Origin of the sequence: Amycolatopsis sp. NPDC049253 (assembly GCF_040678995.1) — a bacterium.
Lineage (GTDB): Bacteria > Actinomycetota > Actinomycetes > Mycobacteriales > Pseudonocardiaceae > Amycolatopsis.
Window position 1 is genome coordinate 69,845 of the sequence record NZ_JBFAQX010000031.1, and the last position, 25,303, is coordinate 95,147.

Sequence of the window (25,303 nt, forward strand, 5' to 3'; positions counted from 1 at the left end):
AGTCTGCGGTTCGCGGGGCACCGCGGGCATCGGACTTCCGGCTCGCGCCACCCCCGACCTTCGGCAGGGGTCAGCGCGACCGGCGGGTGGTGTGGCGCGTCGGTGTGGCCGTCGCCGGGTCTTCCGGCCACGGGTGTTTCGGGTAACGGCCGCGCAGGTCGGCGCGCACGGCCGCGTACCCGGTGCGCCAGAACGACTCCAGGTCGGCCGTCACGGCGGCCGGCCGGCCGGCGGGGGACAGCAGGTGTAGCAGCACGGGGACGCGGCCGTCGGCGACGGTCGGGGTGGCCCTCCAGCCGAACGTTTCCTGCAGCTTCACCGCGAGCACGGGCTGGTCGCCGGTGTAGTCGACGCGCATCCGCGAGCCGGACGGGACTTCGAGGCGGTCGGGTGCCAGCTCGTCGAGGCGCGCGGCTTCGGGCCAGGGCAGGAGGCCGCGCAAGGCGGCGCCGGCGTCGACCGCGGCGAGATCCGCGCGGCGGCGGGCACGGGAGAGGTCGAGCCAGGTGTCCACTTCGGACAGCAGAGTGGTGTCGTCCACGGCCGGCCACGGCGCGCCGAGCACGCGGTGCAGGAACGCCATCCGCTCACGCAGGCGCCGGCCGTCCTCACTCCAGCGCAGCAGCCCCAGTCCTTCGGTGCGCAGGCCGGTGACCAGGGCTTCCTGCACGAGTCCGGGTTGCGGTGACCGCAGCGGGCGTTCGGCGAGCACGATGGCGCCGAGCCGGCGGACGTGCCGGGCCACCACGTCGCCGTCCCACCCGACTTCGTCCACTTCGGACACCAGCGCGGGCGCGGCTCCGACGGCGAGGGTCTCGTCGGCGACGGCGGCGAGCCGGATCGTGCCCTGCACCCGGCCGGGGTCGCGGGTGGCCTCGCCGACGGCCAGCCACTCGGCATCGCCGAGGCCGCTGCCCGCGGGCAGTTCCGCCGCGGTGCCGCCGGCCATGAGATACACCGGCGCGCTGCCTGTGCGACGCCTCGCGAGCCGTTCGGGGTGGGCCAGGGCGACGATCAGCGCGGCGTCGGGTTTGCCCGCGCTGCCAGGTGATTTCACCAGGCCCGCCAGGCGCCGGACCTCCGTTTTCCACCGCCGGGCCGCGTCGTCGGTGCCGCTGCGCAGGCGGCGAAGCTCGGCCTCGACGTCGGTGAGCTGTGCCCCCGCGTCGAGCAGCGCCACGACCTCGGCGGCCGCGCGCGTACCCACCGCGGCCGACCCGTCGAGCAGCGCGCGGGCGAGCCGCGGGTGCAGGCCGAGATCGGCCATCCGGCGCCCGCGCGGGGTCACGGTGCCGTCGGCGGTTGTCGCGCCGAGCGTGACCAGCAACGTCCGGGCGGCGGCCAGCGCGCCCTCACCCGGCGGGTCCCACCACGCCAGGCCACTGCCGTCCGGGGTGGACCAGCACGCGAGCTCCAGCGCGAATCGCGCGAGCTCGGCCGTGCGGATCTCCGGCTCGGGGTACGCGGGCAGCGTCGCCTGCTCGTGCTCCGGCCAGCAGCGGTACGCGCGGCCGGGTGCTTCGCGGCCCGCGCGTCCGGCGCGTTGCTCGGCGACGGCCGCGGACACGCGCACGGTCGCCAGCCCGGCCAGGCCGCGCCGGTGGTCCACGCGCGGCACGCGGGCGAGCCCGGAGTCCACCACGGACCGCACGCCGGGCACGGTGAGGCTCGACTCCGCGACGGCCGTCGCCAGGACCACGCGCCTGCGGTCGCGCGGCCGCAGCGCGTCGTCCTGCCGGGCGGCGGTGAGGCGGCCGTGCAGCGGCAGCACGTCGGCGTCGAGGGAACCCAGCTGCGCGGTCGTGCGCGCGATTTCTCCGGCGCCGGGCAGGAACGCGAGCACGTCACCGTCCCCTTCGGACAGTGCCAGCCGGATCGCCGACGCCACCGTCGCCTCGATCCGCGCGCCGCGGGCGGGCGCGCGGTAGGTGAGCGCGACGGGGTAGGTGCGGGCGTGCGCGGTCACCACGGGCGCGTCGCCGAGCAGCTCGGCGAGCCGGCCCGCGGCGACGGTCGCCGACGTCGCGAGCAGCCGCAGGTCTTCGCGCAGGCCGGCGCGGACGTCGAGCAGGAGGGCGAGCAGCAGGTCGGCGTCGAGGTGGCGTTCGTGGCATTCGTCGAGCAGCACGGTCGAGACGCCGGCCAGCTCGGGGTCGTTCTGCACGCGCCGCACGAGCAGCCCCGACGTCACGACCTCGATCCTCGTGCGCGGCGACACCTTCCGGTCGCCGCGCACGGAGTACCCGACTGTCTCGCCCACGGGTTCACCCAGCAGCGCGGCCATGCGCGAAGCCGCGGCGCGGGCGGCCAGGCGGCGCGGTTCGGCGACCACGACGCGGCCCCCGCCGTTCTCCAGCGCGAGCGGCACGAGCGTGGTCTTGCCGGTGCCGGGCGGCGCGACCAGCACGGCGGTGCCGTGGGCCGCGAGCGCCGCCAGCACCTCGGGCAGCACCGCGCGAACCGGCAGGTCGGGCAGGTTTTCCAGGCGGCTCACTGCTCGGTGATCTCCGGCGGCTTCGGCAGCGGGTAGTTCGACGGGCCGATGTTGGCCTGCAGCGACCGCAGCCAGTCGCCGTCCGAGACCATCTTGCGGATGGCGTCGTCCACGGCGTGCTGGCCGTCGGTGTCGCCCTTGCGCAGGCCGACGCCGTAGCGCTCGGTCGAGAACGGGTGCCCGACCACACGCAGCAGCTCGGGGTCCTGCGCGACGTAGCCGGCGAGGATCACCGCGTCGGTGGTCACGGCGTCGACCTGGCCGGCGAGCAGGGCCGTGACGCAGTCGGGGTACCGCGGGTACTCGACGAGCTGCACGGCCTGCGCGAACTTGTCCCGCACCTGCTGCGCCGGGGTCGAGCCGGTGACCGAGCACAGCCGTCGGCCGTTGAGGCTCTCCGGCCCGGTGATGTCGGGCGACGTGAGCCGCACCAGCAGGTCCTGGCCGGTGACGAAGTACGGCCCCGCGAACGACACGAGCTGCTTGCGCTTGTCGGTGATCGAGTACGTGGCCACCACGAGGTCGACGCTGCCGGAGGTGAGGTCGGACTCGCGCGTGGCCGGCGTGGTCTCGTGCCACGTGATGTGGGCCGGGTCCACGCCCAGCTCACCGGCCACGAACTTGGCGACGTCCACGTCGAAGCCCACGAACCGGCCGTCGATCGTGCGCTGCGAGAGGCCGGGTTGGTCGAAGCGGATCCCGATCGTGAGGTGGTCACCGTCACGCGCGCGTTTGACCAGCGAATCGCCGGGCGAGACCGTCCCCGGACCGCAGGCCACGCACGTGACCAGCAGCAACAGGGCGGTGAACACCGCGCGAGCCCGCATGTCCGCCTCCGGTCGGTGGGTGTTGACAACTCACGAAGTTCTCAGGTCCGGCGGCTAGCCTAAGCGTGTGCGACGACTGCCCCAACCCGTGCTCGACACGATCGGCACCCTGGCCCGGCTCGGGCTGGCGGCCGTGTGGCTCATTTCGGGCGCCATAAAACTGGCCGCTCCGGGGCAGACGTTCATCGCCGTGCAGGCCTACGACGTGCTGCCCAGCGCGCTGGTCCGGCCGGTCGCGACCGCGTTGCCGCTGGTCGAGCTGGTGCTGGGCCTCCTGCTGCTGTTCGGCCTGGCCACCCGCTGGGTCGCCACCGCGGCGCTGGTCATGCTGGCCGTGCTCGTGGCGGGCATCGCACAGTCCTGGGCGCGTGGCCTGAGCATCGACTGCGGCTGCTTCGGCGGTGGCGGGCACGTGGCCGCGGGCCAGACCGAGTACCCGCAGGAGATCCTGCGTGACACCGGGTTCGCGGTGCTGGCCGTGTGGCTGATGGTGCGTCCGCGCTCGTTGTTCTCGGTCGACGGCTGGCTCGGCTGGGGACGGCGGCGCGCGGCGGTGGAGGATTCCGCGGAGACAGGGAGCTCCGCGGCGCTCGCGAACAACGCGGGCATCGCTGAAGGGAAATAGGAACCGTGGGTGAAGCAGCGCGGAAGCGCCAACGCCAGGCGCAGGCCGCGAAGTCGGTCGCGCAGGCGAGGGGTGCCTCGAGCGACCGGAACAAGATCATCGCCGTCGTCGTGGCGGTCGTGGTCGTCGCCGCGGTGGTGATCGGCGGCGTCCTGTGGATCAACTCGAGCAAGAACTCCACCGAGGGCACGGCCATCGCGCCGACCACGTCCACGACGCTCGGCCCCGGCGTGGTCGAGAAGCTCGACGGCGTGGTCGTCTCCGTCGGCAAGCCCGGCGCGCCGAAGACGATCGACCTCTACGCCGACTTCCTGTGCCCGTACTGCAAGCAGCTGCAGGACACCTACGGCCCGCAGATGGAGCAGGCGATCAACAGCGGCCAGCTGACCGTCCGGTACCACATGGTGACGCTGCTCAACGACCGTTCCGACCCCCCGGGCTACTCGCTCGACTCGGCCAATGCGGCGCTCGCCGCCGTCGCCTCGCAGAAGTTCACCGCGTTCCACGACGCGCTGTTCAAGAGCCAGCCGGAAGAGGGCGGGCGCGGCTACGACAAGGCGCAGCTGATCAAGCTCGGCCACGACCTGGGCATCACCGACCCGAAGTTCGACCAGACGGTGAACGCCGGGACCTACGACCAGCAGATCCAGACTGCTTTCCAGCAGATCGAGAACGACAAGAACCTCGCGCAGGACTTCGGTGGCGGCAACGTCGGCTTCGGCACCCCGACCGTCGCGGTCAACGGCAAGGCCATCTCGACCCAGGGCGACTGGCTCACCGGCGTGCTGAACGGCACCGGCAGCTGACCACCTGATCCGGTCATTTCGCCTGTCCGGGCACAACCCGTCCGTTAACCTGGCCCTCTCGGCTCAGGGGAGGGGCGGGTTGTGTCCGGTTTTCATTCTGGTTTTCACGCCGACGACGGCGCCTACGAGACGTACGCGCGCCAGGTCGATCCACTCGGCGACGACGTCCGGCAGGCGGGGTCGCGGCACGTCGCGCCGCACGTGACGGTCGGCTTCTCCGACCTGGGGCACGAGTCCGGCTTCTCCGGCGCGTACGGCGCGCGCATGCGTTCGCTGCAGCAGCGGCTGCACGCCCTCGGCGGCGGGTGGCACCAGGTCGGCGAGGCCGCGCGGCGTACGCAGGGCAACTTCGCCGCGGTGGAGGAGGAGCACGGCGACGCGCTCCGCAGGCTTCGGTGACCGCCGAAGTCGAGCAGGTCGTGCGCGGCGGGCTGGACACCACGAACCGGTTCGCGGCCAAGCTCGAGCACGACCCGGGCGCCATCAACGGCGCGCGCGACGGGCACGTGGCGCTGCGGACGTCCGTCGGCCAGGTCCGTGACCAGGCCGGCGCGCAGCGCGCAAACCTCGCGAACTCCGCGTCGGGCTACACCGCCGACCGCGCGGCCGCGGCGTCGCAGGGCCTGGAGAAGGAGATCCAGGACCTGCTCGACGAAAGTGCCCGGATCGAGAACGCCGTGGCCGTGGCGGCGGAGACGCTGCACGTCGGCGAGATCCGCAACGACCAGGTGCGCGACCAGATCGTGCGGGAGATCGCGGCGTCGATGAAGGCGCTGCAGGCGGTGAACGGCATCCAGCCGCCGGAGAGTCGCGCGGCCGCGGCCCGGCAGATCCTGCTGCAGCTGCAGGCGAAGATCGGGCAGCTCACCGGGCAGGCGGCCACGTTCTCCGAGCAGACGATCGACCAGCTGACCTCGCTGGGCCGGCAGCTCGGTGGGTCCGACGCGACCACGACCAGCTCGGCGTCGGCCACGCACGTGCCGCAGTCGTTCAACAGCAACGGTGCGCACACCGGCGGCGGGGGCGACGGCGGTGGCGGTGGTTTCGTCGGGAAGCCCCGGCTGCCGGTGGCGATTCCGCCGCAGCCGGGCACGGGCGTCGACATCAACCTGCCCGGCGGGCGAACGGTGAAGGCTCCGAACGAGACGGCCGCGAAGGCCGTGCGCGCCGCGTTGTCGCAGCTCGGCGTGCCGTACGTGTGGGGCGGCACCGCGCGCGGGCAGGGGCTGGACTGCAGTGGGTTGACGATGACGTCGTACCAGGACGCGGGTTTGCAGCTGCCGCGCACGGCCCGGCAGCAGACCGTGGGTGCGGAGGTGCCGTCGATCGACCAGCTGCTGCCCGGCGACCTCGTGGTGTGGTCCGGCCACGTCGCCATGGTGATCGGCGACGGGCAGATGGTCGAGGCCGGTGATCCGGTGCAGGTCGGCAAGATCCGCACGACGAACGCGGGGCAGCAGTTCATCGGTTTCTACCGGCCGACGGGGTGAGGTCTGTGGCTGAGTTCGACGTCGGTCTGGAAGCCGCGCGCATCGCGGACGCTTCGGCGCGTGCCGGTGTGGAAGCGTCCGCGCGGTTCTCGCGGTCGGGCCCGGTGGTGGGCAAGGCGGAATCGCACGGAGTCGCCGTGTCGGTGGCACCTGGCGGTTTGCTGGTGGGGTTGGCGATTTCTCGGAGTGCCTTGCGTTCCGGCTCGGACGCCCTGGCTTCGTTGATCATGGAGCTGTCCGGTCGAGCCACCCGACGCGCGGGCGACCGGATGAACGAGGTCCTTTCGCCGGTGCTCGACCAGGACCAGCTGGTGTCGCTGGGGTACGAACGGCTGACCGAGGATGATCCCGATGCCCAGTACTCGTGACCTGATCGACCAGGCCCGCGCCCGTGCGGCGGCGCTGTCCCAGGTCGCCACCCTGATGGCCGACGCGCGCGGCTCGGCCCACGCCCTCGACGGCACGGTCGAGGTCACCGTCGACGCCCTGGGCGCGTTGCGCCGGCTGTGGCTGGCGCCGTCGGTGATCGATGCGGACTCGGTGGGGCTGGCCGGCTTGATCCTCGAGGTGACGCAGCTGGCGATGGTCGAAGCCACGCAGGACTGCTACAACAAAGTCGGGCTCCAGCTGGGCGAAGATGTGACGCTGCTGATCGAACAGCTCTCCGGCCAACCTGCCCCGGCACGCTCCCCGGACGACGACCCGGGCATGACGGTGGAGGAATTCCAACGCCTCCGCTCGGAACGCCTCACGCGGCCCACTCGACGGCCCGCCGACCGCTCCTCCGCCTCCGCCGAAGACGATGCGTACTTCGACAACGCGTCCCCTTGGTCCGGCTAACGGCGCGGCGGCAATTTCCCGCACAACGCCTGGGGAAACGCCGGCAGTGCGGCACGGATTTCTTGGCAGGTCCCGGTTTTCGCGCCGTTCTCCTGCTTCCAGCCCCGCGCGTCCCATGAGTAGACGACACGCTGCACCGGCCCGGCCGGGGGGACGCAGCTCGTGTTGCCGACCGGGCAGTCCCCGACGTGCCGGTTGAGGTCGAGCACCATCCACCGCCCGTCACACACGAGCACGTCGCGCACCCCGTTCAGGTGCTTCACCGGCACGTCGAGGTCGAACACGGCCCGGTCGATCCACGGGTCGGCGCAGTGATCGGCGGGTGGTGTGCAGCCGAGGAATTCGTCGCAGCGGTCGAACGTGGCGCCGGTGCGGTGCCAGGGTTCGTTGTTCAGCACCAGTGCGCGGTTGCCGATCGGGCGCGCCGCGGTGAACGGGACGTCCGCGAGCTGCTGGCCCGGGCAGGCCGAAGACCGAGCTCGACGATGACTCAAAGACGATGTTGGTGTTCACCGAGTCCGCTGTCTCCGTCGCTTCGGGCAGCGGATCGACGTGCGGTGAACGGGAGCAGCCGGGGCCGCCGGCGGGCAGCAGCACGTGGATCACGACCGAGGCCGGGTCCGGGCCGGGGCTGATGCCGTCGACCTGTGCGGCGTAGGTGACCCAGTCCCGCGGCGCGGTCGAAGCGGTGGGTGCCGCCGGCGTCGTTCGCGAAAAGGTGTAAACGAGTGCGCCGATCACCAGCACGGCGAACACGATGAGTGCGGGCGCGACGAATTTGCGAGTCATGGTCCCTCCCCAGGCCGAGAGTCAGATTACCCGGTACAGCGGCATTGTCCGCCCGTTCCGCGGTCCCGGTCACCGGTAACCGGTTTGTCCGCAAGGTCTGGACCACTCGGGAAACCTGTGTATTAGTTCAAGACGTGAAGTTTGGTCTCTCGACGAGGAGTAGCCGGATGCGCGTCGGTCGTTCGATCACGCTGGGGGTGCTCGCCGCGGCGCTGACGGTGAGCGCGCACGCGCCCGCCCTGGCCGGGAACCAGCCCGCCTACAAGGATGCGCGGCGGCCCGTTTCGGCGCGCGTCGCGGATCTGATGAAGCGCATGACGCTCGACGACAAGCTCGGGCAGATGATGCAGGCCGAGCGGCTGGGCGTGAAATCACCGGCGGACGTGACGACGGGGCGGCTGGGGTCGCTGCTGTCGGGCGGCAGCTCGCAGCCCACGCCGAACACGCCGGCCACCTGGGCCGACATGTACGACGGCTTCCAGAAAGCCGCGCTGGCGACGCCGCTGGGCATCCCGCTGATCTACGGCGTAGACGCGGTGCACGGCCACAACGGCGTGTACGGCGCGACCGTGTTCCCGCACAACATCGGGCTCGGCGCGTCGCGCGATCCGAAGCTGGTGGAGAAGATCGGCCGCGCCACGGCGGAAGAGGTGTCCGGCACGGGCATCGACTGGGACTTCGCGCCGTGCCTGTGCGTGGCGCGCAACGACCGCTGGGGGCGGACGTACGAGTCGTTCGGTGAGGTGCCGCAGCTGGCCACGGAGATGACGTCGATCATCACCGGGCTCCAGGGCCGTTCGCTGGGCGGCCCGGCGTCGGTGCTGGCGACGGCGAAGCACTACGTCGGCGACGGCGGCACCACCGGCGGCGTGAATGAGGGCAACACCCAGCTCAGCGAGCAGGAGCTGCGCGCGATCCACCTGCCGCCGTTCAAGGAGGCGGTGAAGCGCGGCGTCGGCTCGGTGATGGTGAGCTACTCGAGCTGGAACGACGTGAAGCTGCATGCCAACAAATACCTCGTCACCGACGTTCTCAAGAAGGAGCTCGGTTTCGACGGCATCGTTGTCTCGGACTACAACGGCGTCGACAAGATCGACGGCCAGACCGGCTTCACGCCCGACGAGGTCGAGGCGTCGATCAACGCCGGCATCGACATGGTGATGGTGCCCTACGACTGGCAGAAGTTCATCGACACCCTGCGCACCCTCGTGCAGGACGGCAAGGTGCCGATGTCGCGCATCGACGACGCCAACCGCCGCATCCTCACGAAGAAGTTCCAGCTGGGGCTTTTCGAACACCCGCTGACCGATCGGCGTTATCTCGGCACCATCGGCAGTCAGGAACACCGCAACCTCGCACGCCAGGCGGTGCGGGAGTCCCAGGTGTTGTTGAAGAACGAGCACAACGTGTTGCCGCTCGACAAGAGCCGTACCAAGATCTTCGTGGCGGGCAAGAGCGCCGACGACATGGGCAACCAGGCCGGCGGCTGGACCGTCGGCTGGCAGGGCACGTCGGGACCGGTCATCCCGGGAACGACGATCCTCCAGGGCATCGAGAAGACCGTGAAGCCCTCGTCCACGGTCACCTTCAGCAAGGACGGCAGCGGGATCGACAAGTCCTTCGACGTCGCCGTCGCCGTGGTGGGGGAGACGCCGTACGCGGAGACCAAGGGCGATCGGCCGGGAGACATGGGCCTCGACGCCACCGACCTCGCGACGCTGCAGAAGCTGCACGACTCGGGCGTGCCGACGGTGGTCGTGCTCGTGTCGGGCCGTCCGCTGGACATCGCCCAGCAGCTGCCGGACTGGGCCGGGCTCATCGAATCGTGGCTGCCGGGCAGCGAAGGCCAGGGCGTCGCCGACGTGCTCTTCGGCGACTACAACCCGACCGGCAAGCTGCCGGTCACCTGGATGCGCAGCGCCGACCAGCAGCCGATCAACGTCGGCGACGGGAAGCCCGCGCTGTTCCCCTTCGGCTACGGGCTGCGCTACCACCAGCGTTTCCCGTGGTGATGCACCAGAAGTAACCCTTCCTCCTCTCCCCATCCCCCACCGGAAGGATCGCCCATGTTCGCCAAACGACGCCCGTTCGGGCTGGTCGGGAAAGCGCTGGTGTTCTTCGCCGCGTGCCTCGGCCTCGCGTACGGTTCGCCCGCCCTGACGCCGCACGCCGCCGCGGCGACGCCGTTCAAGGTGCTCGCGTTCTACAGCGGCACGTACGACGCGGCGCACATCAGCTTCGAGAACGAAGCGCGCCCGTGGTTCCAGCAGCAGGCGGCGGCCAACGGCTACACGTTCACGGCCACCAACAACTGGAACCAGCTCACCTCGCTGACCACCTCGCAGGCCGCGGTGGTGATGTTCCTCGACGACCAGCCGCAGTCGCAGGCCCAGTTCGACGGGTTCAAGCGCTACATGGACTCCGGCGGCGGGTTCTTCGGCTTCCACGTCACGGCGTACAACGACAGCTCGACGCCGTCGTACGCGAACTGGTTCCACAACGACTTCCTCGGCACCGGCCGGTTCGTCTCCAACTCGTGGGGCCCGACCGGTGAGACGCTGAAGATCGAGAACCGCACCCACCCGTCCACGGTGAACCTGCCGGCGACGATCCAGTCTTCGGTGAGCGAGTGGTACTCCTGGCAGAAGGACCTGCGCCAGAACTCGAACATCTCGATCCTGGCCTCGCTCGACCCGGGCACGTTCCCGGTCGGCGACGACCCGTCGCAGACGTGGTACAGCGGGTACTACCCGATCATGTGGACGAACAAGAACTACAAGATGATCTACGCGAACTTCGGCCACAACAAGATGAACTACGACACGAACACCGCGCTGTCGTCGACGTTCGCCAGCCCCGACCAGAACCGCTTCGTGCTCGACGGCCTGCGCTGGCTCGGCGGCGCCACCGGCGACGGCGGCACCACGCCGCCGGCCGGCGGGATCTCGTCCACCGCGTGGTACCCGGTGGTGAACAAGGCCACCGGCAAGTGTGTCGACGCGGCCGCGGCGGGCACGACCAACGGAACCGTGGTGCAGCAGTACACCTGCAACGCCACCAACGCGCAGCAGTACCAGTTCCAGCCGACCAGCGATGGGTACGTGCGGGTGAACAACCGCGGCAACGCGGCGGAAGTGCTCGACGTCACCGATGTGTCCACTGCGGACAACGCCGGCATTCAGCTGTGGTCCTACAGCAACGGCGCGAACCAGCAGTGGCTGCCGGTGTCCGAGGGCAGCGGCTACTACCACCTGACCGCCCGGCACAGCGGCAAGTGCCTGACGGTGCCGGGTGGCTCGACGGCCGACTCCGTGCAGCTCGTGCAGGCCACTTGCAATGGCGGGGCGGCGCAGTCGTTCAAGATCGCCTGAGTTTCCGGTTCGTGCCGGGCCCGCCTTGACGCGGCGGCCGGCCCGGCGCGGGGCCGCCTCGGGGTTTCCTGCCCCGGGGCGGCCCTTTTCACGCCGGTCGCCAGGTGGTTTGGGCGCGGACCACGACGACGGCGAGCGCGAGAAGCGCGACGGCGATGACGACAGCACCCCAGTGGCCGTCTTCGCCGGCCGACCACGCTGTGGCGGCGGGGAGCAGGACGAGCGACGTCGCGAGGTAGGCGAGGTGGGTGCCGAGCTCGGCGGGGTGGTCTCCGGTGAGCAGGCCGGTGACGTCGGCGACGGCCTGGACGACCAGCGCCAGCTCCACCACGGCGAGGGCCGCGAAGGTCTTGCCGCGGCGGTAGCGGCCGGCGAGCCCGGTGCCGAGCACGGCGAGCCCGCCGGCCACGCAGACCACCGTGGTGGCGAAGGCCAGTGTTTCGATCACGCCGTTGCCTGGCGTGGTTGCGCGGGGGTCTTGACCTGGGCTCGGGCTTTGCGTCGGCGGCGTTTCGAGCCGGAGCGGAACAGCCAGGTCGAGATCCCCGTGAGCATCAACGCCAGCGGCGCGAGGCCGAGGACGAACCAGCCGATCCGCCACCAGCCGCCGACGAGCCGGCCGAAGTGGGCGGGCTCGAAGACCCTGTCGTAGAAGGCGTTCGCGCCCGGCTCGGGTTGGGCGTCCACATCGGACATGTGGGTGGCGTCGCGGCTGTCGACGTACACGGTGTGGTCGCCGCCGAAGAACGCGCGGGCGCCATAGGGCTGGTAACCCTCGCCGGCGATGGAGACGCTGTAGTAGCCGTCCTGCGGCGTGGTCAGGTAGCGGATTTCGCCGGGGGTTTTGGCGAGCGCAGCCGCGGCGGCTTGGTCGATGCCGATTTCCGGGTCGCCGGGCGCGGCGGCGTGGGCGGTGAACGAATACTTCTGCGGGTCGGCGGCCGTCCCGCCGGTGACCGCGAGCCAGGCGTCCTTGACCGGCGGCAGGTAGAAGGCGGCGCCCGTGACGCCCCACATCAGCACGAACGGCACCGCGACGATGCCGATCACGTTGTGCAGGTCGTAGTCGCGCGCGAAACGGCTTTTGCCCGCGCGGACGCGGAAGCCGTGGGAGAAGCGGCGGAACCCGGGCCACCACACGACGATGCCGGTGATCGCGAGCAGCACCATCATCAGCCCGAGCACGACCACGAGCAGCAGCCCCCAGTTCGTGCCGGGCGGCCAGGCGAACCCGATCGCCGGCACGGGCTTGGCGAGCCACGACACGTAGCCCGGGTAGCCCTCGCAGGTCAGGCCGCAGTCGCGGAGGTTCGCGAGGAACCCCATCACCCCGCTCTCGAGCCGGGCGCTGCCGTTGATGTGGCCGGTCCGGGGTCGACGGCGTACGCCTCGGCGAAGTCCGGGTCACCGACCGCGATCACGCCGCCGTCGTTGCTCGCCCACGCGGGGGAGAACTCCGGGTGCGCGGTGGCGACGATGTCGCGTGCCTGCTGGAGGCTGATCGGGTGTTCGGTGGGCGTGTGGTGGTAGAAGTCGCTGTGCGTCGCGCGGAAGTACTCGCCGCGGTAGAGCAGGATCGCCCCGGATGTCGTCTCGAGCACCAGGAACAACCCGAGCACCAGCGACGTCCACCGGTGCGTCACCACCAGTACGCGCCGCACGGGCTTGCGCCTCAGCCAGCGTCGGAACTTGCCGGAGCGGGCCGGCGCCTGGGCGCGCGTCAGCTCGTCGGTGCTCATCCGTCCCCCTCGATCCGGTGATCGAAGTGAGGTTTAGCCTTACTTAACTCCGGCGTAAAGGGTCAAGGTGAGCTGCGGATGTGACGAATGCTGCTCAAGCGGCCTTGTGCGTCCCCCTGGTTTGGATGGCCAGCGCGGTGCCGATGACGACGAGGGCTCCGATCACCGCCCAGGCGATCGGGAGGAGGTGCCCGACGAGGTCCGGCAGGGTGGCCAGCACGGCGATCGCGACGATCGTCGCTGCGGCCAGCCAGGTCGCGCGTGCGGCCGGTCGGGCGGTGGTCAGCAGGATGAGGCCGGTGGCGACTGTCAGGACTCCGGCTACCGCGACTTCATCCACGGCTTCCAGCCATTGCACGGTGAATGCCGCGACGGCGGTGATCCCGGTGGCGGCCAGCCACTGTCGCGTATGGACGGTCGCGGGCTTGGGGTAGGCGGAGATGGCTGCGAGCGTCGCGAGTTGCAGCACGATCATGCCCCAGCTTCCGGGGCCCAGAATTGTGCCGATGGTTGCCGCGGTCGTGAACGCTGCGGCGGTCTTCCTGCGTCCGGTCAGTAGTGCGGCCAGTGCGGGTAACCACAGGAGTTCCAGGATGAGGGTGGTTGTCGGTGCTTCCCGCACGAGTGGTGGTGGCCAGGTGAGGCGGAGAATTCCGGTGATCAGTGCCAACGAGGCTTGGAAGACTGTGCCCGCCAGCGCCAGTCGCCGGACTACTTCGCCGGCGAGTGCGTAGCGGGGTGGTCCTTCGCTGCTCAATCGCAGCCGTAGTGCCAGAGCGAGGATGCTTGTTGTCTCTCGGGCGTCCGGTCGGCCGTAGTCCAGTTCGTACTCCGGGTCTTCGGAGTGGGTGGTCGTGGCTTCGAGGAATGTGGAGACCATGTCGTCCTCCCACGCCTGGCGGTAGTGCGCCGGTAGTACGCGGGTGAGCCGGCGATACCTGAGTTCGAGGGGTTTCACGTCGTCACCTCTTGCTCTTGGGTTCCGGCTCGGCGTGCTGCGTACGCCATTGCCGGCGCTCGGTTGTGTGGCCGGTACCCCGATCCTTGATCGTCAAAGCCGGCGATCGAGGTCCAGGGCGGGGGCTGGGTACTCGGTCGGCTTGGTGGTGTTGCCGGCGGTGGGGGGGTGTGGTGACGGTGCGAAATTCCGTGGAACGGGGTCGTTTCTCGCGCTGACCCGGATCCGTGCGTGTGGGTGCGCAGCCCTGCTGGCCCGGCGTGGCCGCTCACGACGGGCCTTCCCCGGCAAGGCCCAGTCCCAGCCGTCGGTGGGCCACGCGGGCATTGGCCGCCTGTCGTTCGGCCTCCAGGGTCAGCGCGGTCCGGCCGTCCGGGGTCAGGCGGTAGTACCGCCGCAGGCGGCCGTTGGTTACCTCGTCGTGGTCGGGTTCGACGAGGTCCTCGGTGGTCAGCCGGTCGAGGGCGCCGTACAGAGGGTGCCCACGCGCAGGGTGAGGCGGTCGGAAGACAGCGTCTTCACCTCGCCGACGATGCCGTAGCCGTGGAGCGGGGCGTCGACGAGTGCGGTGAGGATGAAAAACGCCTGTTCGGACATGCCGCGCGTGGTGACCATGCTCCAATGTATCGCAGGGCGATATATAACGCACCGCACGATCGAGGGACACGAAAAAGCGGGGCACTCGCCGGCTGGCAAGTGCCCCGCTCGAAGAGAGCTCAGTCTCGCTCGATGGTGTGGCCCACGACGTCCGGGCCGGGGTGGGCGTGGCCGGAGCCGTCGCGACGGAGGTCGACCTCGGGGAGCTCCACGGGGTCGCCGTTGCGGGCCGCGCCGGCGGGCCGGGGGCCGATCCAGGCGACGGCGACCGAATCCTCGCCCTTGAGGAACCGGTGGGCGCGCACGCCGCCGGTGGCGCGGCCCTTCGCGGGGTACTCGCTGAACGGCGTGACTTTCACCGACTGGCCGGTGGCCGTGACGACCATGGGCTCGCCGTGGTCGTCGTCATCGGTGCGGACGGCGCCGAAGAACACCACCGAAGCGCCGGCGCCCAGGTTGATGCCGGCCATGCCGCCGCCCTTCAGGCCCTGCGGCCGCACCAGGGATGCGGCGAAGCGCAGCAGCGATGCTTCGGACGACATGAACGCCAGCGTTTCCTCGCCGTCGGTGAGCCAGGTGGCTCCGACGATCTCGTCGCCGGCCTTGAGCGTGATGATCTCGAACTCGTCGGACCGCACGGGCCACTCCGGCGCGACCACCTTCACCACGCCGCCGCGCGTGCCGATCGCGAGGCCCGGCGAACCCGCCGCCTGCTCGCCCAGCGGGGCGACGCCGACCACCGTCTCGCCCTTCTCCAGCGGCACCAGCTCGCGAGCCGCCATGCCGCCGCGCAGCGAGACCGTGCCGGCTTGCTCCGGCAGTACCGGCAACGGCAGCACGTCCGTCTTGAACGCGCGCCCGCGGCTGGTCACCAGCAGCACCTGGCCGCGCGCGGTCGTGTGCACGATGGCGGACACGGCGTCGTGCTTCACGCGGCCGTTGCGCCGCCTGACCTCCGACGATTCCTCCGACTCCGCCGCCGTCCGCGCGACCAGGCCGGTGGCTGACAGGATGACCTGGCACGGATCGTCGGCGACCTCCAGCGGCCCGGACGGCTTCGACGCCGCCAGCACCTCCTTGAGGTCACCGTCGATCAGTGCGGTGCGCCGCTCGGTCGGGAAGTCCTTCGCGATCTTCGCCAGCTCCGACGACACGAGCTTCTTCAGCACCGAGTCGTCCTCGAGGATCTTCGTGAGCTCCGCGATCTCCTCGCGCAGCCGCTCCTGCTCCGACTCCAGCTCCAGCCGGTCGTACTTGGTGAGCCGGCGCAGCGGCGTGTCCAGGATGTAGGTGGCCTGGACCTCGGAGAGCTTGAAGCGCGTCATCAGGCCGTCCTTGGCCGCCTGCGCGTTCTCGCTCTCGCGGATGAGCTTGATGACCTTGTCGATGTTCAGCAGCGCGATCAGCAGGCCGTCGACGAGGTGCAGCCGCTCTTCGCGCTTGCGGCGGCGGAACTTGGTGCGCCGCGTGACCACGTCGTAGCGGTGGCGGAGGAAGACCTCCAGCAGCTCCTTGAGACCGAGCGTCTGCGGCTGGCCGTCGACGAGCACCAGGTTGTTGATGCCGAACGACTGCTCCAGCGGCGTCAGCCGGTACAGGTCCGCCAGCAGCGCCTGCGGGTTCACGCCGACCTTGCACTCGATCACGAGCCGCGTGCCGTTCTCGCGGTCGGTGAGGTCCTTGACGTCGGCGATGCCCGTGAGCCGCTTGGACTTGTTGACCTCGTCGGTGATCTTCTCGATCACCTTCTCCGGGCCCACCCCGTAAGGCAGCTCGACGACCGTGATCGCCTGCCGCCCGCGGCTGCCCTCCAGCGGCCCGGTCTCGACGTTCGCGCGCATCCGCACCACGCCGCGCCCCGTCTCGTACGCGCGGCGCACCTCGTCCAGGCCGAGCAGCTTGCCGCCCGTCGGCAGGTCGGGCCCGGGCACGAACTCCATCAGCTTGTCGAGCGTCGCCGTCGGGTGCGTGATCAGCCACCGCGCCGCCGCGATGACCTCGCCCAGGTTGTGCGGGATCATGTTGGTCGCCATGCCGACCGCGATGCCGGACGTGCCGTTGACCAGCAGATTCGGGAACGCGGCGGGCAGCACCGAGGGTTCTTCGAGGGAACCGTCGTAGTTGGGCCGGAAGTCGACGGTGTCTTCACCGAGCTCGCCGACGAGCTGCATGGCTTCGGGGGACATGCGGGCTTCGGTGTAACGCGAAGCAGCCGGTCCATCGTCCGGGGAACCAAAATTTCCATGCCCGTCGATCAAAGGCGCATTCAGGGAGAAATCCTGGGCCAATCGAACCATGGCATCGTAAATCGCGGTATCGCCGTGCGGGTGATATTTACCCATGCAGTTGTGGACGACGAATCCTTCGGTCACGAATTCGTGCTCATCCGTGCCGACTTGGATGTCGTAGGTGGTGTCCGGGGCCACCGGCTCGACCGAAGCCACCTCGAGGAACGAGAACCCGTTCAGCGCGTCGAGCCGTTCTGCCAGCGGGGATCCGATGCGGCGCAGCTTGTCGATCCACCCGTCCTGGTGTGCCCGCGTGAGCGGGAACGAGCGGTCGGCCAGCGCGGTGCCGTGCCGGTCCTTGCCGTAGCGGACTTTCGCTCCACTCGTTGTGGACAAAGAGGCGCGGAATGCGATTCCCTCGGTGTCGCGGAACCAGCCGCCGCCGATGTGCGCGGCGGAGAATTCGGCCATGACCGCTTTGTTCGGAAATCGGTCATGGCCTTGCTTGCCGCCGTAGCCGTAGCTGATTTCCGTGAGCTTTTCGAGATCGCTTTTCTTGTAGCCGATTTTGATCCACGGCAACAGAATGGAGGCCAAGGTTGCGGCATCGGACCCGCTGATGGAAAGGCCCAGCAGCGTTTTGTGGCCATCCGACTTCGGGTTGGTCCAGTGGTGCCCGTGGATACCCGAGTCCGCGAGCATCGCGTAGACCTGCCGGATGAGTGCTTCGCTCGTGCTGACGTAGACGAGCTCCCGCTGGTTCTTGCGGATGTAGCCGTCGCCGTCGAAGATGCCGGCCAGGAACGGCGCCCAGGCCGACCGATCCGCGAGAACCTCCGCCGGAACGATCTTCGCGTCGCTGAGGGGGCTGCCCGCGGCGAGGAGGCCTTCGTGCCGCGAGAATGTGAGGATGTGCTGATCGCGCCACCCCGGCTTGGCTGCGGCGCGCTTGCCGCGGGACACGCCGAGCCCGCGGTCCTTCGCCCACTGGTGCACCGCGTCGAGCGGCTCGACGTCGCACATGTGGATGCGCACCCGGCCGTCGGCCTCGCGGTTCCGGTCGACGGCGAACCCCTCGGCGGTGATCAGGCCGAGGAGGTAGGCGTAGAGATCGCCACCCGCGGGCCGGTCCGCCCGGCGTGCGCTTCCGTAGGCGACGGTGAGCCGCCCGGTGAGGTCGCGGGCATCGGTCCAGGTCAACGTCGAGTCTTCCGCCACCGTCCGGAACCGCTGGCCCGGGGTGACGGTCATCGTGTGCCCGTTCGACCAGGTGACGCGAACGAGCTCGGACACCGGGTTCTCGTAGACCTCGGTGACCGGGACGGCCTTGCCGCGGCTGTCGAGCACGAGCTCGCCGATTTCGATGTCCTCGACCGGGCGCAAGCCGTCCGGGGTCGACACCAGAGCGCCGCGGACGAAGCAGTCGCCGACCACGCGGGACGACTTCACGTAGGCGTGTGTCGGCCGGTAACCCTGCTCGTGCATCGAGAAGAGAATCCGCCGGTGCACCGGCTTCAACCCGTCACGCGCGTCGGGCAGGGCGCGGGAGTGGATGACCGAGTACGCGTACTCCAGGTAGGAGTCTTCGATCTCCGTCTTGAGCGAGTTGTCGAAGACGTTGGCCCCGGCGGAGTCGAACGCGCTGGGATCGACCTTGGTGGTGGTGCCCTTGCGGCGTGCCACGGTAGAACTCCTTGGTAGCTAAGGAAAACTCAGACGTCGATGGCGTCGCGGTCGACGCGGTCGGAGGAGGCGACGAGCCAGTTGCGCCGGGGCTCGACCTTCTCGCCCATCAGCAGTTCGAGCGCGCTCTCGGCGGCTTCGGCGTCGTCCATGGTGATGCGGCGGACGGAGCGCGTGGAGGGGTTCATCGTGGTTTCCCACAGCTCGTCGGCGTCCATCTCGCCGAGGCCCTTGAACCGCGGCACCGGCGTGACGATGTTCTTGCCCGCCTTCTCCAGCTCCGCGAACTTCGTCTCCATCTCGCGCTGCGTGAAGGTGAAGTGCGTCTCCGGGTTGCGGCCCTTCGTCACGAGCTTGTGCAACGGCGGCATCGCCGCGTACAGCCGGCCGTCCTCGATCACGGGGCGCATGTACTTCGCGAACAGCGTGATCAGCAGGGTGCGGATGTGCGAGCCGTCGACGTCGGCGTCGGCCATCAGGATCACGCGGCCGTAACGCATCGTCGCGAGGTCGAACGTGCGCCCCGTGCCCGCGCCGAGCACCTGCACGATCGACGCGATCTCGGCGTTCTTCAGCGTGTCGCCGAGCGACGCCTTCTGCACGTTGAGGATCTTGCCCCGCAACGGCAGCAGCGCCTGGTACTCCGACACGCGCGCCATGCGGGCCGACCCCAAAGCGCTGTCACCCTCGACGAGGAACAGCTCGCTGCGGGAGACGCCCGTGGTGCGGCAGTCGACCAGCTTCGGCGGCATCGCCGCGCCCTCGAGCGCGGTCTTGCGCCGCGCGGCGTCCTTCTGCTGCTTCTGGGTGAGCCGCACGCGCGCGGCGTCGACCACCTTCTGCAGCACGACCTTCGCCTCGGACTTGGTCTTGCGGTCGTCGACCCACGCCTTCACGTGCTTGTCGACGATGCCCTGGATCACGCGTGTGATGCCGGCCGTGGACAGCTCGTCCTTGGTCTGCGACGTGAACTGCGGCTCCGGCAGCCGCACGTGGATCACGGCGGTCATGCCCTCGAGCACGTCTTCCAGCGTCGGCGGGTCCTCCTTGGGCTTGAGCAGCCCGCGGGTCTTGCCGATCGCGTCCTGCAGCGCGCGCGTGACGGCACGGTCGAAGCCGCGGCGGTGCGTGCCGCCGTGGACGTTGCGGATCGTGTTGGTGAAGCACTCGACCGTGCGCTCGTAGCCGGTGCCCCAGCGCAGCGCCACCTCGACCTCGGCGAGACGCTCCACATTGGACTGCATCACACCGTTGGCGTCGGCCGCGTTCTCCTTGTACGTGCCTTCACCGGTGATCACGAGCGTGCCGCACACCGGCTTCTCGCCCGACGGCGTGAGGAAGTCGACCATGTCCACCAGCCCGTGGGGGTAGTGGAAGGTCTCCTCGTTGATGGTGTCCTCGATGGCCGTGCGCAGCACGTATGTGACGCCGGGCACCAGGAACGCGGTGTTGCGCAGCTTCGCGCGCACGCCCTCGACGTCGAGCGCCGCACCCGTCTCGAAGTAGCGCGCGTCGTACCAGTACCGGATCGACGTGCCGCTGCGTTCGCCGCGCTTCATCTTGCCCACGAGGTTCAGGCCGGAGTGCCGCGTGAACTTCGCTTTCGGGCCGGGCGCGTCGAACGTACCGGGCACCCCGTGCGCGAACGACATCTGGTGCACTTTGCCGTTCTGCTTCACGGTGATGTCGAAGCGGTGCGACAGTGCGTTGACCGCCGACGCGCCCACGCCGTGGAGGCCGCCGGAGGTCTTGTAGCCCGAACCGCCGAACTTGCCGCCGGCGTGGAGCCGCGTGAGCACCAGCTCGACGCCCGAAAGGCCCGACTTCGCGTGGACGCCGGTGGGGATGCCCCGGCCGTCGTCGTCGACCTGCACGCTGCCGTCGGCGTGGAGGGTGACGACGATGCGCGTGGCGTGGCCCGCGACGCCCTCGTCGGTGGAGTTGTCCACGATCTCCGAGAACAGGTGGTTGATGCCACGGCTGTCGGTGGAGCCGATGTACATCCCGGGGCGCTTGCGGACGGCTTCGAGGCCCTCGAGGTGCGTGAGGTCGTCGGCCCCGTACAGAGTCTCAGCAGTCACGAGGTCGCTCTCCCGGATCTTGGCTCGCTGTACGGCGTTAGGGCTGGTCGGTCAGGCAGGTGGTTCAGGGTCCAGTGCCCGCGGACGGTGGCGTCCCGGGCAGGCCCCGAGCCGACACCGTACTGCAGGATATCCGCACACCCCGACAGCTTCCGCGCGCTCGGGCCCCGGTGTGGCGAGAGTCCCGTGGGTCAGGGGTCCCGGCAGGGGAGTGCGCGGGGTCACCCGCATTGTCACTGTGGAATACTTCTTTCGCGCGAGCAGTTGTGCAGGCAAGGAAGCAGCACCACGAACTACCCGGCTGAGGAGCGGTCATGCAGTTCGGAATCTTCTCGGTGGGCGACGTCACGACCGACCCCACCAACGGCACCACGCCGTCGGAGCACGAGCGCATCAAGGCGATGGTCCGGATCGCTCTCAAGGCCGAAGAGGTCGGCCTCGACGTGTTCGCGACGGGTGAGCACCACAACCCGCCGTTCGTCCCCTCGTCGCCGACGACGATGCTCGGCTACATCGCCGCGCAGACGAAGACGATCACGCTGTCGACGTCCACGACGCTGATCACCACCAGCGACCCGGTGAAGATCGCCGAGGACTTCGCGATGCTGCAGCACCTGGCCGACGGTCGCGTGGACCTCATGCTGGGCCGCGGCAACACCGGCCCCGTGTACCCGTGGTTCGGGCAGGACATCCGCCAGGGCATCCCGCTCACCATCGAGAACTACGCGCTGCTGCGCCGCCTCTGGCGCGAAGACGTCGTGGACTGGGAAGGCAAGTTCCGCACGCCGCTGCAGGGCTTCACCTCCACCCCGCGCCCGCTGGACGACGTGCCCCCGTTCGTGTGGCACGGGTCCATCCGCAGCCCGGAGATCGCCGAGCTCGCCGCGTACTACGGCGACGGCTTCTTCGCCAACCACATCTTCTGGCCGACGTCGCACTACCAGCAGCTGATCGGCTTCTACCGCCAGCGCTACGAGCACTACGGCCACGGCAAGGCCGACCAGGCCATCGTCGGCCTCGGCGGGCAGGCCTTCATCCGGCCGAAGTCGCAGGACGCGTGGAACGAGTTCCGGCCGTACTTCGACAACGCGCCGGTGTACGGGCACGGCCCCTCGATGGAGGACTTCACGTCGCAGACGCCGCTGACCGTCGGCAGCCCGCAGGAGGTCATCGACAAGACGCTGACCTTCCGCGAGCACTTCGGCGACTACCAGCGCCAGCTGTTCCTCATGGACCACGCCGGCCTGCCGCTGAAGACCGTGCTGGAGCAGCTCGACCTGCTCGGCGAGCAGGTGGTGCCGGTGCTGCGCAAGGAGCTCGAGTCGATGCGGCCGGAGCACGTGCCGGACGCGCCGACCCACGAGTCGTTGAAGGCCGCGAAGGACACCGAAGAAAACCTCGTCTGAACCCCGTCTCGTTCCCGGAAAGAAGAAGGCAGAAATGACCGCACGCACCATCGCCGTGGTCACCGCCGGGCTGAGCCAGCCGTCGTCGACGCGGCTGCTGGCCGACCGGCTGGCGGACGCGACGCGCACCGCACTGGGCCCCGACACCGTGGTCGAGGTGATCGAGCTGCGCGACACCGCCGTGGACGTCACCAACAACCTGGTCACCGGTTTCCCCGGCCCGAAGCTGAAGGAAGTCATCGACACGGTGACGCGCGCCGACGGTCTCATTGCCGTCACGCCGGTCTTCACCGCCTCCTACAGCGGGATGTTCAAGTCCTTCTTCGACGTCCTGGACAAGGAAGCGCTCGAGGGCAAGCCGGTGCTGATCGCCGCGACCGGTGGCACGGAACGGCATTCGCTCGTGCTGGACTTCGCGTTGCGCCCGCTCTTCGCTTACCTGCGCGCGATTCCCGTCGCGACGGGCGTGTACGCCGCGTCGTCGGACTGGGGCAGCGCGAGCGCGACCGGCACGCTGCAGCGGCGCGTCGAACGTGCGGCGGGCGAGCTGGCGGCGGCGGTTTCGGCCGCCCCCGAGGCGAAGGCTTCGGACGAGCTGACGTCGCTGCCGTTCGAGCAGTTGCTCGCCGGCGAGGGCTTCTAGCCGACAGTCGGTGAAGGGCACCGTGGAGGAGTTCCCTCCAGGTGCCCTTCACGGCGTTTCGGGGGAGATTTCGCTCAGGCGGCGGCGCAGGAAGCGGCGGTCGGCTTCGTTTCCGGCCAACGCGAGCGCCGCGCGGTACGCGTCCGCGGCTTCGTCGCGACGGCCGAGGCGGCGCAGCAGATCGGCTCGCGTGGCCGGCAGCAGGTGGTAGCCGTCGAGGTCGCCCGCCATCGCGTCGGCGAGCGCCAGGCCGGCCGCCGGTCCGTCGGCCATCGCGACGGCCACCGCGCGGTTGAGCTGCACCACCGGTGACGGCACGCGCTTCGCGAGTTCCCCGTACAGCGCGGCGATCTGCGGCCAGTCCGTGTCCGAAGCCGCAGGAGCGGCCGCGTGGCAGGCCGCGATGGCCGCCTGGAGCTGGTACGGGCCGGGGGAGCCGCGGTGCAGCGCGGTGTCCACGAGGGCGAGCCCTTCGTCGATCGCCGCCGCGTCCCAGCGTGACCGGTCCTGGTCTTCCAACGTCACGAGCTCGCCGTCGGAGTCGAGCCGCGCGCCGCGGCGGGAGTGCTGGAGCAGCAGCAACGCCAGCAGGCCCTCGATCTCGGGCTCGTCGGGCATGAGTGTCAGCAGCGTCCGGGCGAGGCGGATGGCCTCGGCGCAGAGGTCGTGGCGCGCGGGCTCGTCGCCGGCGGTCGCCGCGTAACCCTCGTTGAACAGCAGGTACAGCACGCCGAGCACGGCCGCCGTGCGTTCCGGCAGCAGGTGTGCGGGCGGCACGCGGTAGGGAATGCCGGCTTCGCGGATCTTGCGTTTCGTGCGAACCAGCCGTTGCGACATCGTCGGTTCGCTGACGAGGAACGCGTGCGCGATCTCGGCCGTCGTCAGTCCGGCGAGCGTCCGCAGCGTGAGCGCGACGCGGCCTTCGAGCGGCAACGCCGGGTGGCAGCAGGTGAACATCAGCCGGAGCCGGTCGTCCTGCACGCCGCTGGGGTCGGCTTCGGGCTCCTCGGTCGGCGCCAGCGCGGCGACTTCACGCAGCTTCGCGGCTTCCGTCGTGCTGCGCTTGAGCCGGGTCAGCGCGTGGTTGCGCGCGGTGGTGGTGAGCCACGCCGCGGGCCGTCGGGGCACGCCGTCGCGCGGCCAGCGTTCCAGCGCCCGGGCCAGGGCCTCCTGCACGCACTCCTCGGCCAGGTCCCAGTCGCCCGTCAGCCGGATCAGCGTGGCCACCACGCGGCCGCCCTCCTCCCGGAAGGCGGCCGTGACGGCGGCTTCGACGCTCAGGGCGTTTCCCCGGGCCAGAGCCACAGCGGGCGGACCTCGATCGGCCCGTACTGCGCGGCGGGGTGCTTCGACGCCACCTCGACGGCCTCGTCGAGGTTCTCGCACTCCAGCAGGTCGAAGCCGAGGATCTGCTCCTTCGTCTCGGCGAACGGCCCGTCGGACAGCAGCACCTCGCCGTCGTTCACGCGCACGGTGGTCGCCATGCTCGCGGGCCGCAACCGGTTGCCGGTCAGGCGCACTCCCCGCCCGTCCATCTCCTTGACCCAGGCCTCGGTGGCCGAGTCCATCGGTTCGTCGGGCACCGGCCGGGTGTCCTCGTGGCTCCGTCCGCAGATCAGCATCATGTAGCGCATCGGCTCGCCCTTCTCTCTGGTGGTTTCCTACCGCGCCGCGGGCGCGGGGTCGAGCTGTTTCGTCTCTGCGACCACCGGGGACCGCCCGGACCGACAGTGCTCCGGAAATAATTAGTTAAGCATCCACTTGACTATTGGGCGAGACGCGCGCATGGTTAAGCACATGGTTGACCATCAGCTCGACCGGGTGTTCCAGGCACTCGCCGACGCGACCCGGCGCGAGCTCGTGGCGCGGCTGGTCACCGGACCTGCCGCGGTGAAGGAGCTGGCGCAACCGTTTGCGATGTCGCTGCCCGCCGTGATGCAGCACCTGCGGGTGCTCGAGTCGTGCGGGCTGGTGGCTTCGGAGAAGGCCGGCCGGGTCCGCACGTACCGGCTGGAGCCGGCGGGCCTGCGCCTGGCCGAGCAGTGGCTGGGCGAGCAGCGCACCGGCTGGGAACACCGGCTCGACCGTCTCGGTGGCCTTCTGGCCGCCGACCGACAGGAAGGGAACACGTCATGACCGACGTCAAACACTCCACGTTCACTCTCGAACGCCATTACCCCGCGCCGCCCGCGCGTGTGTTCGCCGCGTGGGCCGACCCGGCCGCGAAGGCGAGCTGGTTCGGCGCAGCCGACCACTCGCTGGACTTCCGCGTCGGCGGCCGGGAGACCAACCGCACCGGCGACCTCAGTTTCACGGCCGACTACCACGACATCGTCGACGGTGAGCGCATCGTCTACTCCGGCGCGCTGAGCGGCGCCGCGGGCCTCGCGACGGTCTCGGTCACCACGGTCGAGCTGGTCCCGGACGGCACCGGCACCCGGTTGGTGCTCACCGAACAGGGCACGTTCCTCGACGGACACGAGGAGCCGGCGTGGCGCGAGCAGGGCACGGCTGACTGGCTCGACAAGCTCGGCACACACCTCGGCGCGCAGGCCTGACACCGGTTTCCGGCCGACGCCGGATCCACGCGCGGTCCACTTCGGACGCGTGCGCCCGGGGGGGGGGGGGGGGGGGGGGGGGGGTGTGGGGGGGGGGGGGGGCCGGGTGCCCCGCCCCCAGGGGGTAAACGACAAATGGGGCCGCGGGGAAAACGGGCAACACGGGAA

Annotated in this window: 25 protein-coding genes; 12 read left to right on the forward strand and 13 right to left on the reverse strand. The window is 70.1% G+C overall.

Features of this window, described 5'->3' with window-relative positions:
• Window positions 1–70: 70 nt before the first annotated feature.
• Together hrpB and AB0K15_RS40125 are read right to left on the reverse strand one after the other, a co-directional pair.
• The gene (hrpB, locus tag AB0K15_RS40120) at window positions 71–2,494 is read right to left on the reverse strand and encodes an ATP-dependent helicase HrpB (protein WP_364063298.1); all 2,424 of its coding nucleotides are present in this window, start codon (window positions 2,492–2,494) and stop codon (window positions 71–73) included.
• Window positions 2,491–3,321, reverse strand: coding sequence for a glutamate ABC transporter substrate-binding protein (locus tag AB0K15_RS40125; RefSeq protein WP_364063301.1), 831 nt, complete (start codon window positions 3,319–3,321; stop codon window positions 2,491–2,493). The genes hrpB and AB0K15_RS40125 overlap by 4 nt, the downstream gene beginning before the upstream one ends.
• Window positions 3,322–3,409: 88 nt before the next feature.
• Between AB0K15_RS40125 and AB0K15_RS40130 the strand changes: the two genes are divergently transcribed.
• From AB0K15_RS40130 to AB0K15_RS40155, 6 genes are all read left to right on the forward strand, one after another.
• Entirely contained in the window at window positions 3,410–3,946 is a 537-nt protein-coding gene (locus AB0K15_RS40130) for a MauE/DoxX family redox-associated membrane protein (protein ID WP_364063376.1), read from the forward strand.
• A gap of 5 nt (window positions 3,947–3,951) precedes the next feature.
• Window positions 3,952–4,752, forward strand: coding sequence for a thioredoxin domain-containing protein (locus tag AB0K15_RS40135; RefSeq protein WP_364063304.1), 801 nt, complete (start codon window positions 3,952–3,954; stop codon window positions 4,750–4,752).
• Between the two features lie 81 nt (window positions 4,753–4,833).
• Entirely contained in the window at window positions 4,834–5,151 is a 318-nt protein-coding gene (locus tag AB0K15_RS40140; protein ID WP_364063307.1) for a hypothetical protein, read from the forward strand.
• Window positions 5,148–6,242: a C40 family peptidase gene (locus AB0K15_RS40145; protein ID WP_364063310.1), complete on the forward strand. Its 1,095-nt coding sequence runs from the start codon at window positions 5,148–5,150 to the stop codon at window positions 6,240–6,242. Before AB0K15_RS40140 ends, AB0K15_RS40145 begins: the two co-directional genes overlap by 4 nt.
• A 5-nt stretch (window positions 6,243–6,247) precedes the next feature.
• Window positions 6,248–6,610, forward strand: a complete 363-nt coding sequence (locus AB0K15_RS40150) for a YbaB/EbfC family DNA-binding protein (RefSeq protein WP_364063313.1) — start codon at window positions 6,248–6,250, stop codon at window positions 6,608–6,610.
• Complete coding sequence (locus tag AB0K15_RS40155) at window positions 6,594–7,082, forward strand: YbaB/EbfC family nucleoid-associated protein (protein ID WP_364063316.1); 489 nt, start codon at window positions 6,594–6,596, stop codon at window positions 7,080–7,082. The genes AB0K15_RS40150 and AB0K15_RS40155 overlap by 17 nt, the downstream gene beginning before the upstream one ends.
• On the opposite strand, the gene AB0K15_RS40160 is transcribed toward AB0K15_RS40155, so the two are convergent.
• Entirely contained in the window at window positions 7,079–7,576 is a 498-nt protein-coding gene (locus AB0K15_RS40160; RefSeq protein ID WP_364063319.1) for a hypothetical protein, read from the reverse strand. The genes AB0K15_RS40155 and AB0K15_RS40160 overlap by 4 nt on opposite strands.
• Window positions 7,577–8,038: 462 nt before the next feature.
• On the opposite strand from AB0K15_RS40160, the gene AB0K15_RS40165 reads away from it, so the two are divergent.
• Window positions 8,039–9,883, forward strand: a complete 1,845-nt coding sequence (locus AB0K15_RS40165; protein ID WP_364063322.1) for a glycoside hydrolase family 3 N-terminal domain-containing protein — start codon at window positions 8,039–8,041, stop codon at window positions 9,881–9,883.
• Window positions 9,884–9,937: 54 nt separating this feature from the next.
• Entirely contained in the window at window positions 9,938–11,242 is a 1,305-nt protein-coding gene (locus AB0K15_RS40170; RefSeq protein ID WP_364063325.1) for an RICIN domain-containing protein, read from the forward strand.
• Window positions 11,243–11,330: 88 nt separating this feature from the next.
• On the opposite strand, the gene AB0K15_RS40175 is transcribed toward AB0K15_RS40170, so the two are convergent.
• The 8 genes from AB0K15_RS40175 to AB0K15_RS40210 all read right to left on the reverse strand — a co-directional run bounded on the left by AB0K15_RS40175 (window position 11,331) and on the right by AB0K15_RS40210 (window position 20,528).
• Window positions 11,331–11,690 (reverse strand): hypothetical protein, encoded by a 360-nt coding sequence (locus AB0K15_RS40175; RefSeq protein WP_364063328.1) that lies wholly within the window; start codon window positions 11,688–11,690, stop codon window positions 11,331–11,333.
• Window positions 11,687–12,568 (reverse strand): PepSY-associated TM helix domain-containing protein, encoded by an 882-nt coding sequence (locus AB0K15_RS40180; RefSeq protein WP_364063331.1) that lies wholly within the window; start codon window positions 12,566–12,568, stop codon window positions 11,687–11,689. Before AB0K15_RS40180 ends, AB0K15_RS40175 begins: the two co-directional genes overlap by 4 nt.
• A complete protein-coding gene (locus AB0K15_RS40185; protein ID WP_364063334.1) occupies window positions 12,568–12,981 on the reverse strand; it encodes a PepSY domain-containing protein in 414 nt (137 codons plus the stop codon). The genes AB0K15_RS40180 and AB0K15_RS40185 overlap by 1 nt, the downstream gene beginning before the upstream one ends.
• Before the next feature lie 94 nt (window positions 12,982–13,075).
• Window positions 13,076–13,939: a hypothetical protein gene (locus AB0K15_RS40190; protein WP_364063337.1), complete on the reverse strand. Its 864-nt coding sequence runs from the start codon at window positions 13,937–13,939 to the stop codon at window positions 13,076–13,078.
• 268 nt (window positions 13,940–14,207) lie between these two features.
• A complete protein-coding gene (locus tag AB0K15_RS40195) occupies window positions 14,208–14,414 on the reverse strand; it encodes a helix-turn-helix transcriptional regulator (protein ID WP_364063379.1) in 207 nt (68 codons plus the stop codon).
• A complete protein-coding gene (locus AB0K15_RS40200) occupies window positions 14,390–14,554 on the reverse strand; it encodes a hypothetical protein (protein WP_364063382.1) in 165 nt (54 codons plus the stop codon). Before AB0K15_RS40200 ends, AB0K15_RS40195 begins: the two co-directional genes overlap by 25 nt.
• A 101-nt stretch (window positions 14,555–14,655) precedes the next feature.
• On the reverse strand, window positions 14,656–18,447 hold the full coding sequence (locus tag AB0K15_RS40205) for a DNA topoisomerase (ATP-hydrolyzing) (RefSeq protein ID WP_364063340.1): 3,792 nt from the start codon (window positions 18,445–18,447) through the stop codon (window positions 14,656–14,658).
• A gap of 29 nt (window positions 18,448–18,476) precedes the next feature.
• A complete protein-coding gene (locus AB0K15_RS40210; RefSeq protein WP_364063343.1) occupies window positions 18,477–20,528 on the reverse strand; it encodes a DNA topoisomerase IV subunit B in 2,052 nt (683 codons plus the stop codon).
• Between the two features lie 314 nt (window positions 20,529–20,842).
• Between AB0K15_RS40210 and AB0K15_RS40215 the strand changes: the two genes are divergently transcribed.
• Complete coding sequence (locus AB0K15_RS40215) at window positions 20,843–21,934, forward strand: LLM class flavin-dependent oxidoreductase (protein WP_364063346.1); 1,092 nt, start codon at window positions 20,843–20,845, stop codon at window positions 21,932–21,934.
• Window positions 21,935–21,968: 34 nt separating this feature from the next.
• Window positions 21,969–22,577, forward strand: a complete 609-nt coding sequence (locus tag AB0K15_RS40220; RefSeq protein ID WP_364063349.1) for an FMN reductase — start codon at window positions 21,969–21,971, stop codon at window positions 22,575–22,577.
• A gap of 48 nt (window positions 22,578–22,625) precedes the next feature.
• Here the strand turns inward: AB0K15_RS40220 and AB0K15_RS40225 are convergent, their stop codons facing one another.
• On the reverse strand, window positions 22,626–23,882 hold the full coding sequence (locus AB0K15_RS40225; protein ID WP_364063352.1) for an RNA polymerase sigma factor: 1,257 nt from the start codon (window positions 23,880–23,882) through the stop codon (window positions 22,626–22,628).
• The gene (locus AB0K15_RS40230) at window positions 23,855–24,211 is read right to left on the reverse strand and encodes a YciI family protein (RefSeq protein WP_364063355.1); all 357 of its coding nucleotides are present in this window, start codon (window positions 24,209–24,211) and stop codon (window positions 23,855–23,857) included. Before AB0K15_RS40230 ends, AB0K15_RS40225 begins: the two co-directional genes overlap by 28 nt.
• 163 nt (window positions 24,212–24,374) lie before the next feature.
• On the opposite strand from AB0K15_RS40230, the gene AB0K15_RS40235 reads away from it, so the two are divergent.
• Entirely contained in the window at window positions 24,375–24,713 is a 339-nt protein-coding gene (locus AB0K15_RS40235) for a metalloregulator ArsR/SmtB family transcription factor (RefSeq protein ID WP_364063358.1), read from the forward strand.
• Window positions 24,710–25,135, forward strand: coding sequence for an SRPBCC domain-containing protein (locus tag AB0K15_RS40240; protein ID WP_364063361.1), 426 nt, complete (start codon window positions 24,710–24,712; stop codon window positions 25,133–25,135). Before AB0K15_RS40235 ends, AB0K15_RS40240 begins: the two co-directional genes overlap by 4 nt.
• Window positions 25,136–25,303: the final 168 nt, after the last annotated feature.

What these genes read in the sequence shown, in the direction of transcription:
- AB0K15_RS40180 (WP_364063331.1), bottom strand. Translation starts at nt 12,568, where the DNA reads ATGGGGTTCCTCGCGAACCTCCGCGACTGCGGCCTGACCTGCGAGGGC.
- AB0K15_RS40230 (WP_364063355.1), bottom strand. Translation starts at nt 24,211, where the DNA reads ATGCGCTACATGATGCTGATCTGCGGACGGAGCCACGAGGACACCCGG.
- AB0K15_RS40170 (WP_364063325.1), top strand. Translation starts at nt 9,938, where the DNA reads ATGTTCGCCAAACGACGCCCGTTCGGGCTGGTCGGGAAAGCGCTGGTG.
- AB0K15_RS40240 (WP_364063361.1), top strand. Translation starts at nt 24,710, where the DNA reads ATGACCGACGTCAAACACTCCACGTTCACTCTCGAACGCCATTACCCC.
- AB0K15_RS40155 (WP_364063316.1), top strand. Translation starts at nt 6,594, where the DNA reads ATGCCCAGTACTCGTGACCTGATCGACCAGGCCCGCGCCCGTGCGGCG.
- AB0K15_RS40165 (WP_364063322.1), top strand. Translation starts at nt 8,039, where the DNA reads ATGCGCGTCGGTCGTTCGATCACGCTGGGGGTGCTCGCCGCGGCGCTG.
- AB0K15_RS40235 (WP_364063358.1), top strand. Translation starts at nt 24,375, where the DNA reads ATGGTTGACCATCAGCTCGACCGGGTGTTCCAGGCACTCGCCGACGCG.
- AB0K15_RS40215 (WP_364063346.1), top strand. Translation starts at nt 20,843, where the DNA reads ATGCAGTTCGGAATCTTCTCGGTGGGCGACGTCACGACCGACCCCACC.
- AB0K15_RS40125 (WP_364063301.1), bottom strand. Translation starts at nt 3,321, where the DNA reads ATGCGGGCTCGCGCGGTGTTCACCGCCCTGTTGCTGCTGGTCACGTGC.
- AB0K15_RS40200 (WP_364063382.1), bottom strand. Translation starts at nt 14,554, where the DNA reads ATGGTCACCACGCGCGGCATGTCCGAACAGGCGTTTTTCATCCTCACC.
- AB0K15_RS40185 (WP_364063334.1), bottom strand. Translation starts at nt 12,981, where the DNA reads ATGAGCACCGACGAGCTGACGCGCGCCCAGGCGCCGGCCCGCTCCGGC.
- AB0K15_RS40220 (WP_364063349.1), top strand. Translation starts at nt 21,969, where the DNA reads ATGACCGCACGCACCATCGCCGTGGTCACCGCCGGGCTGAGCCAGCCG.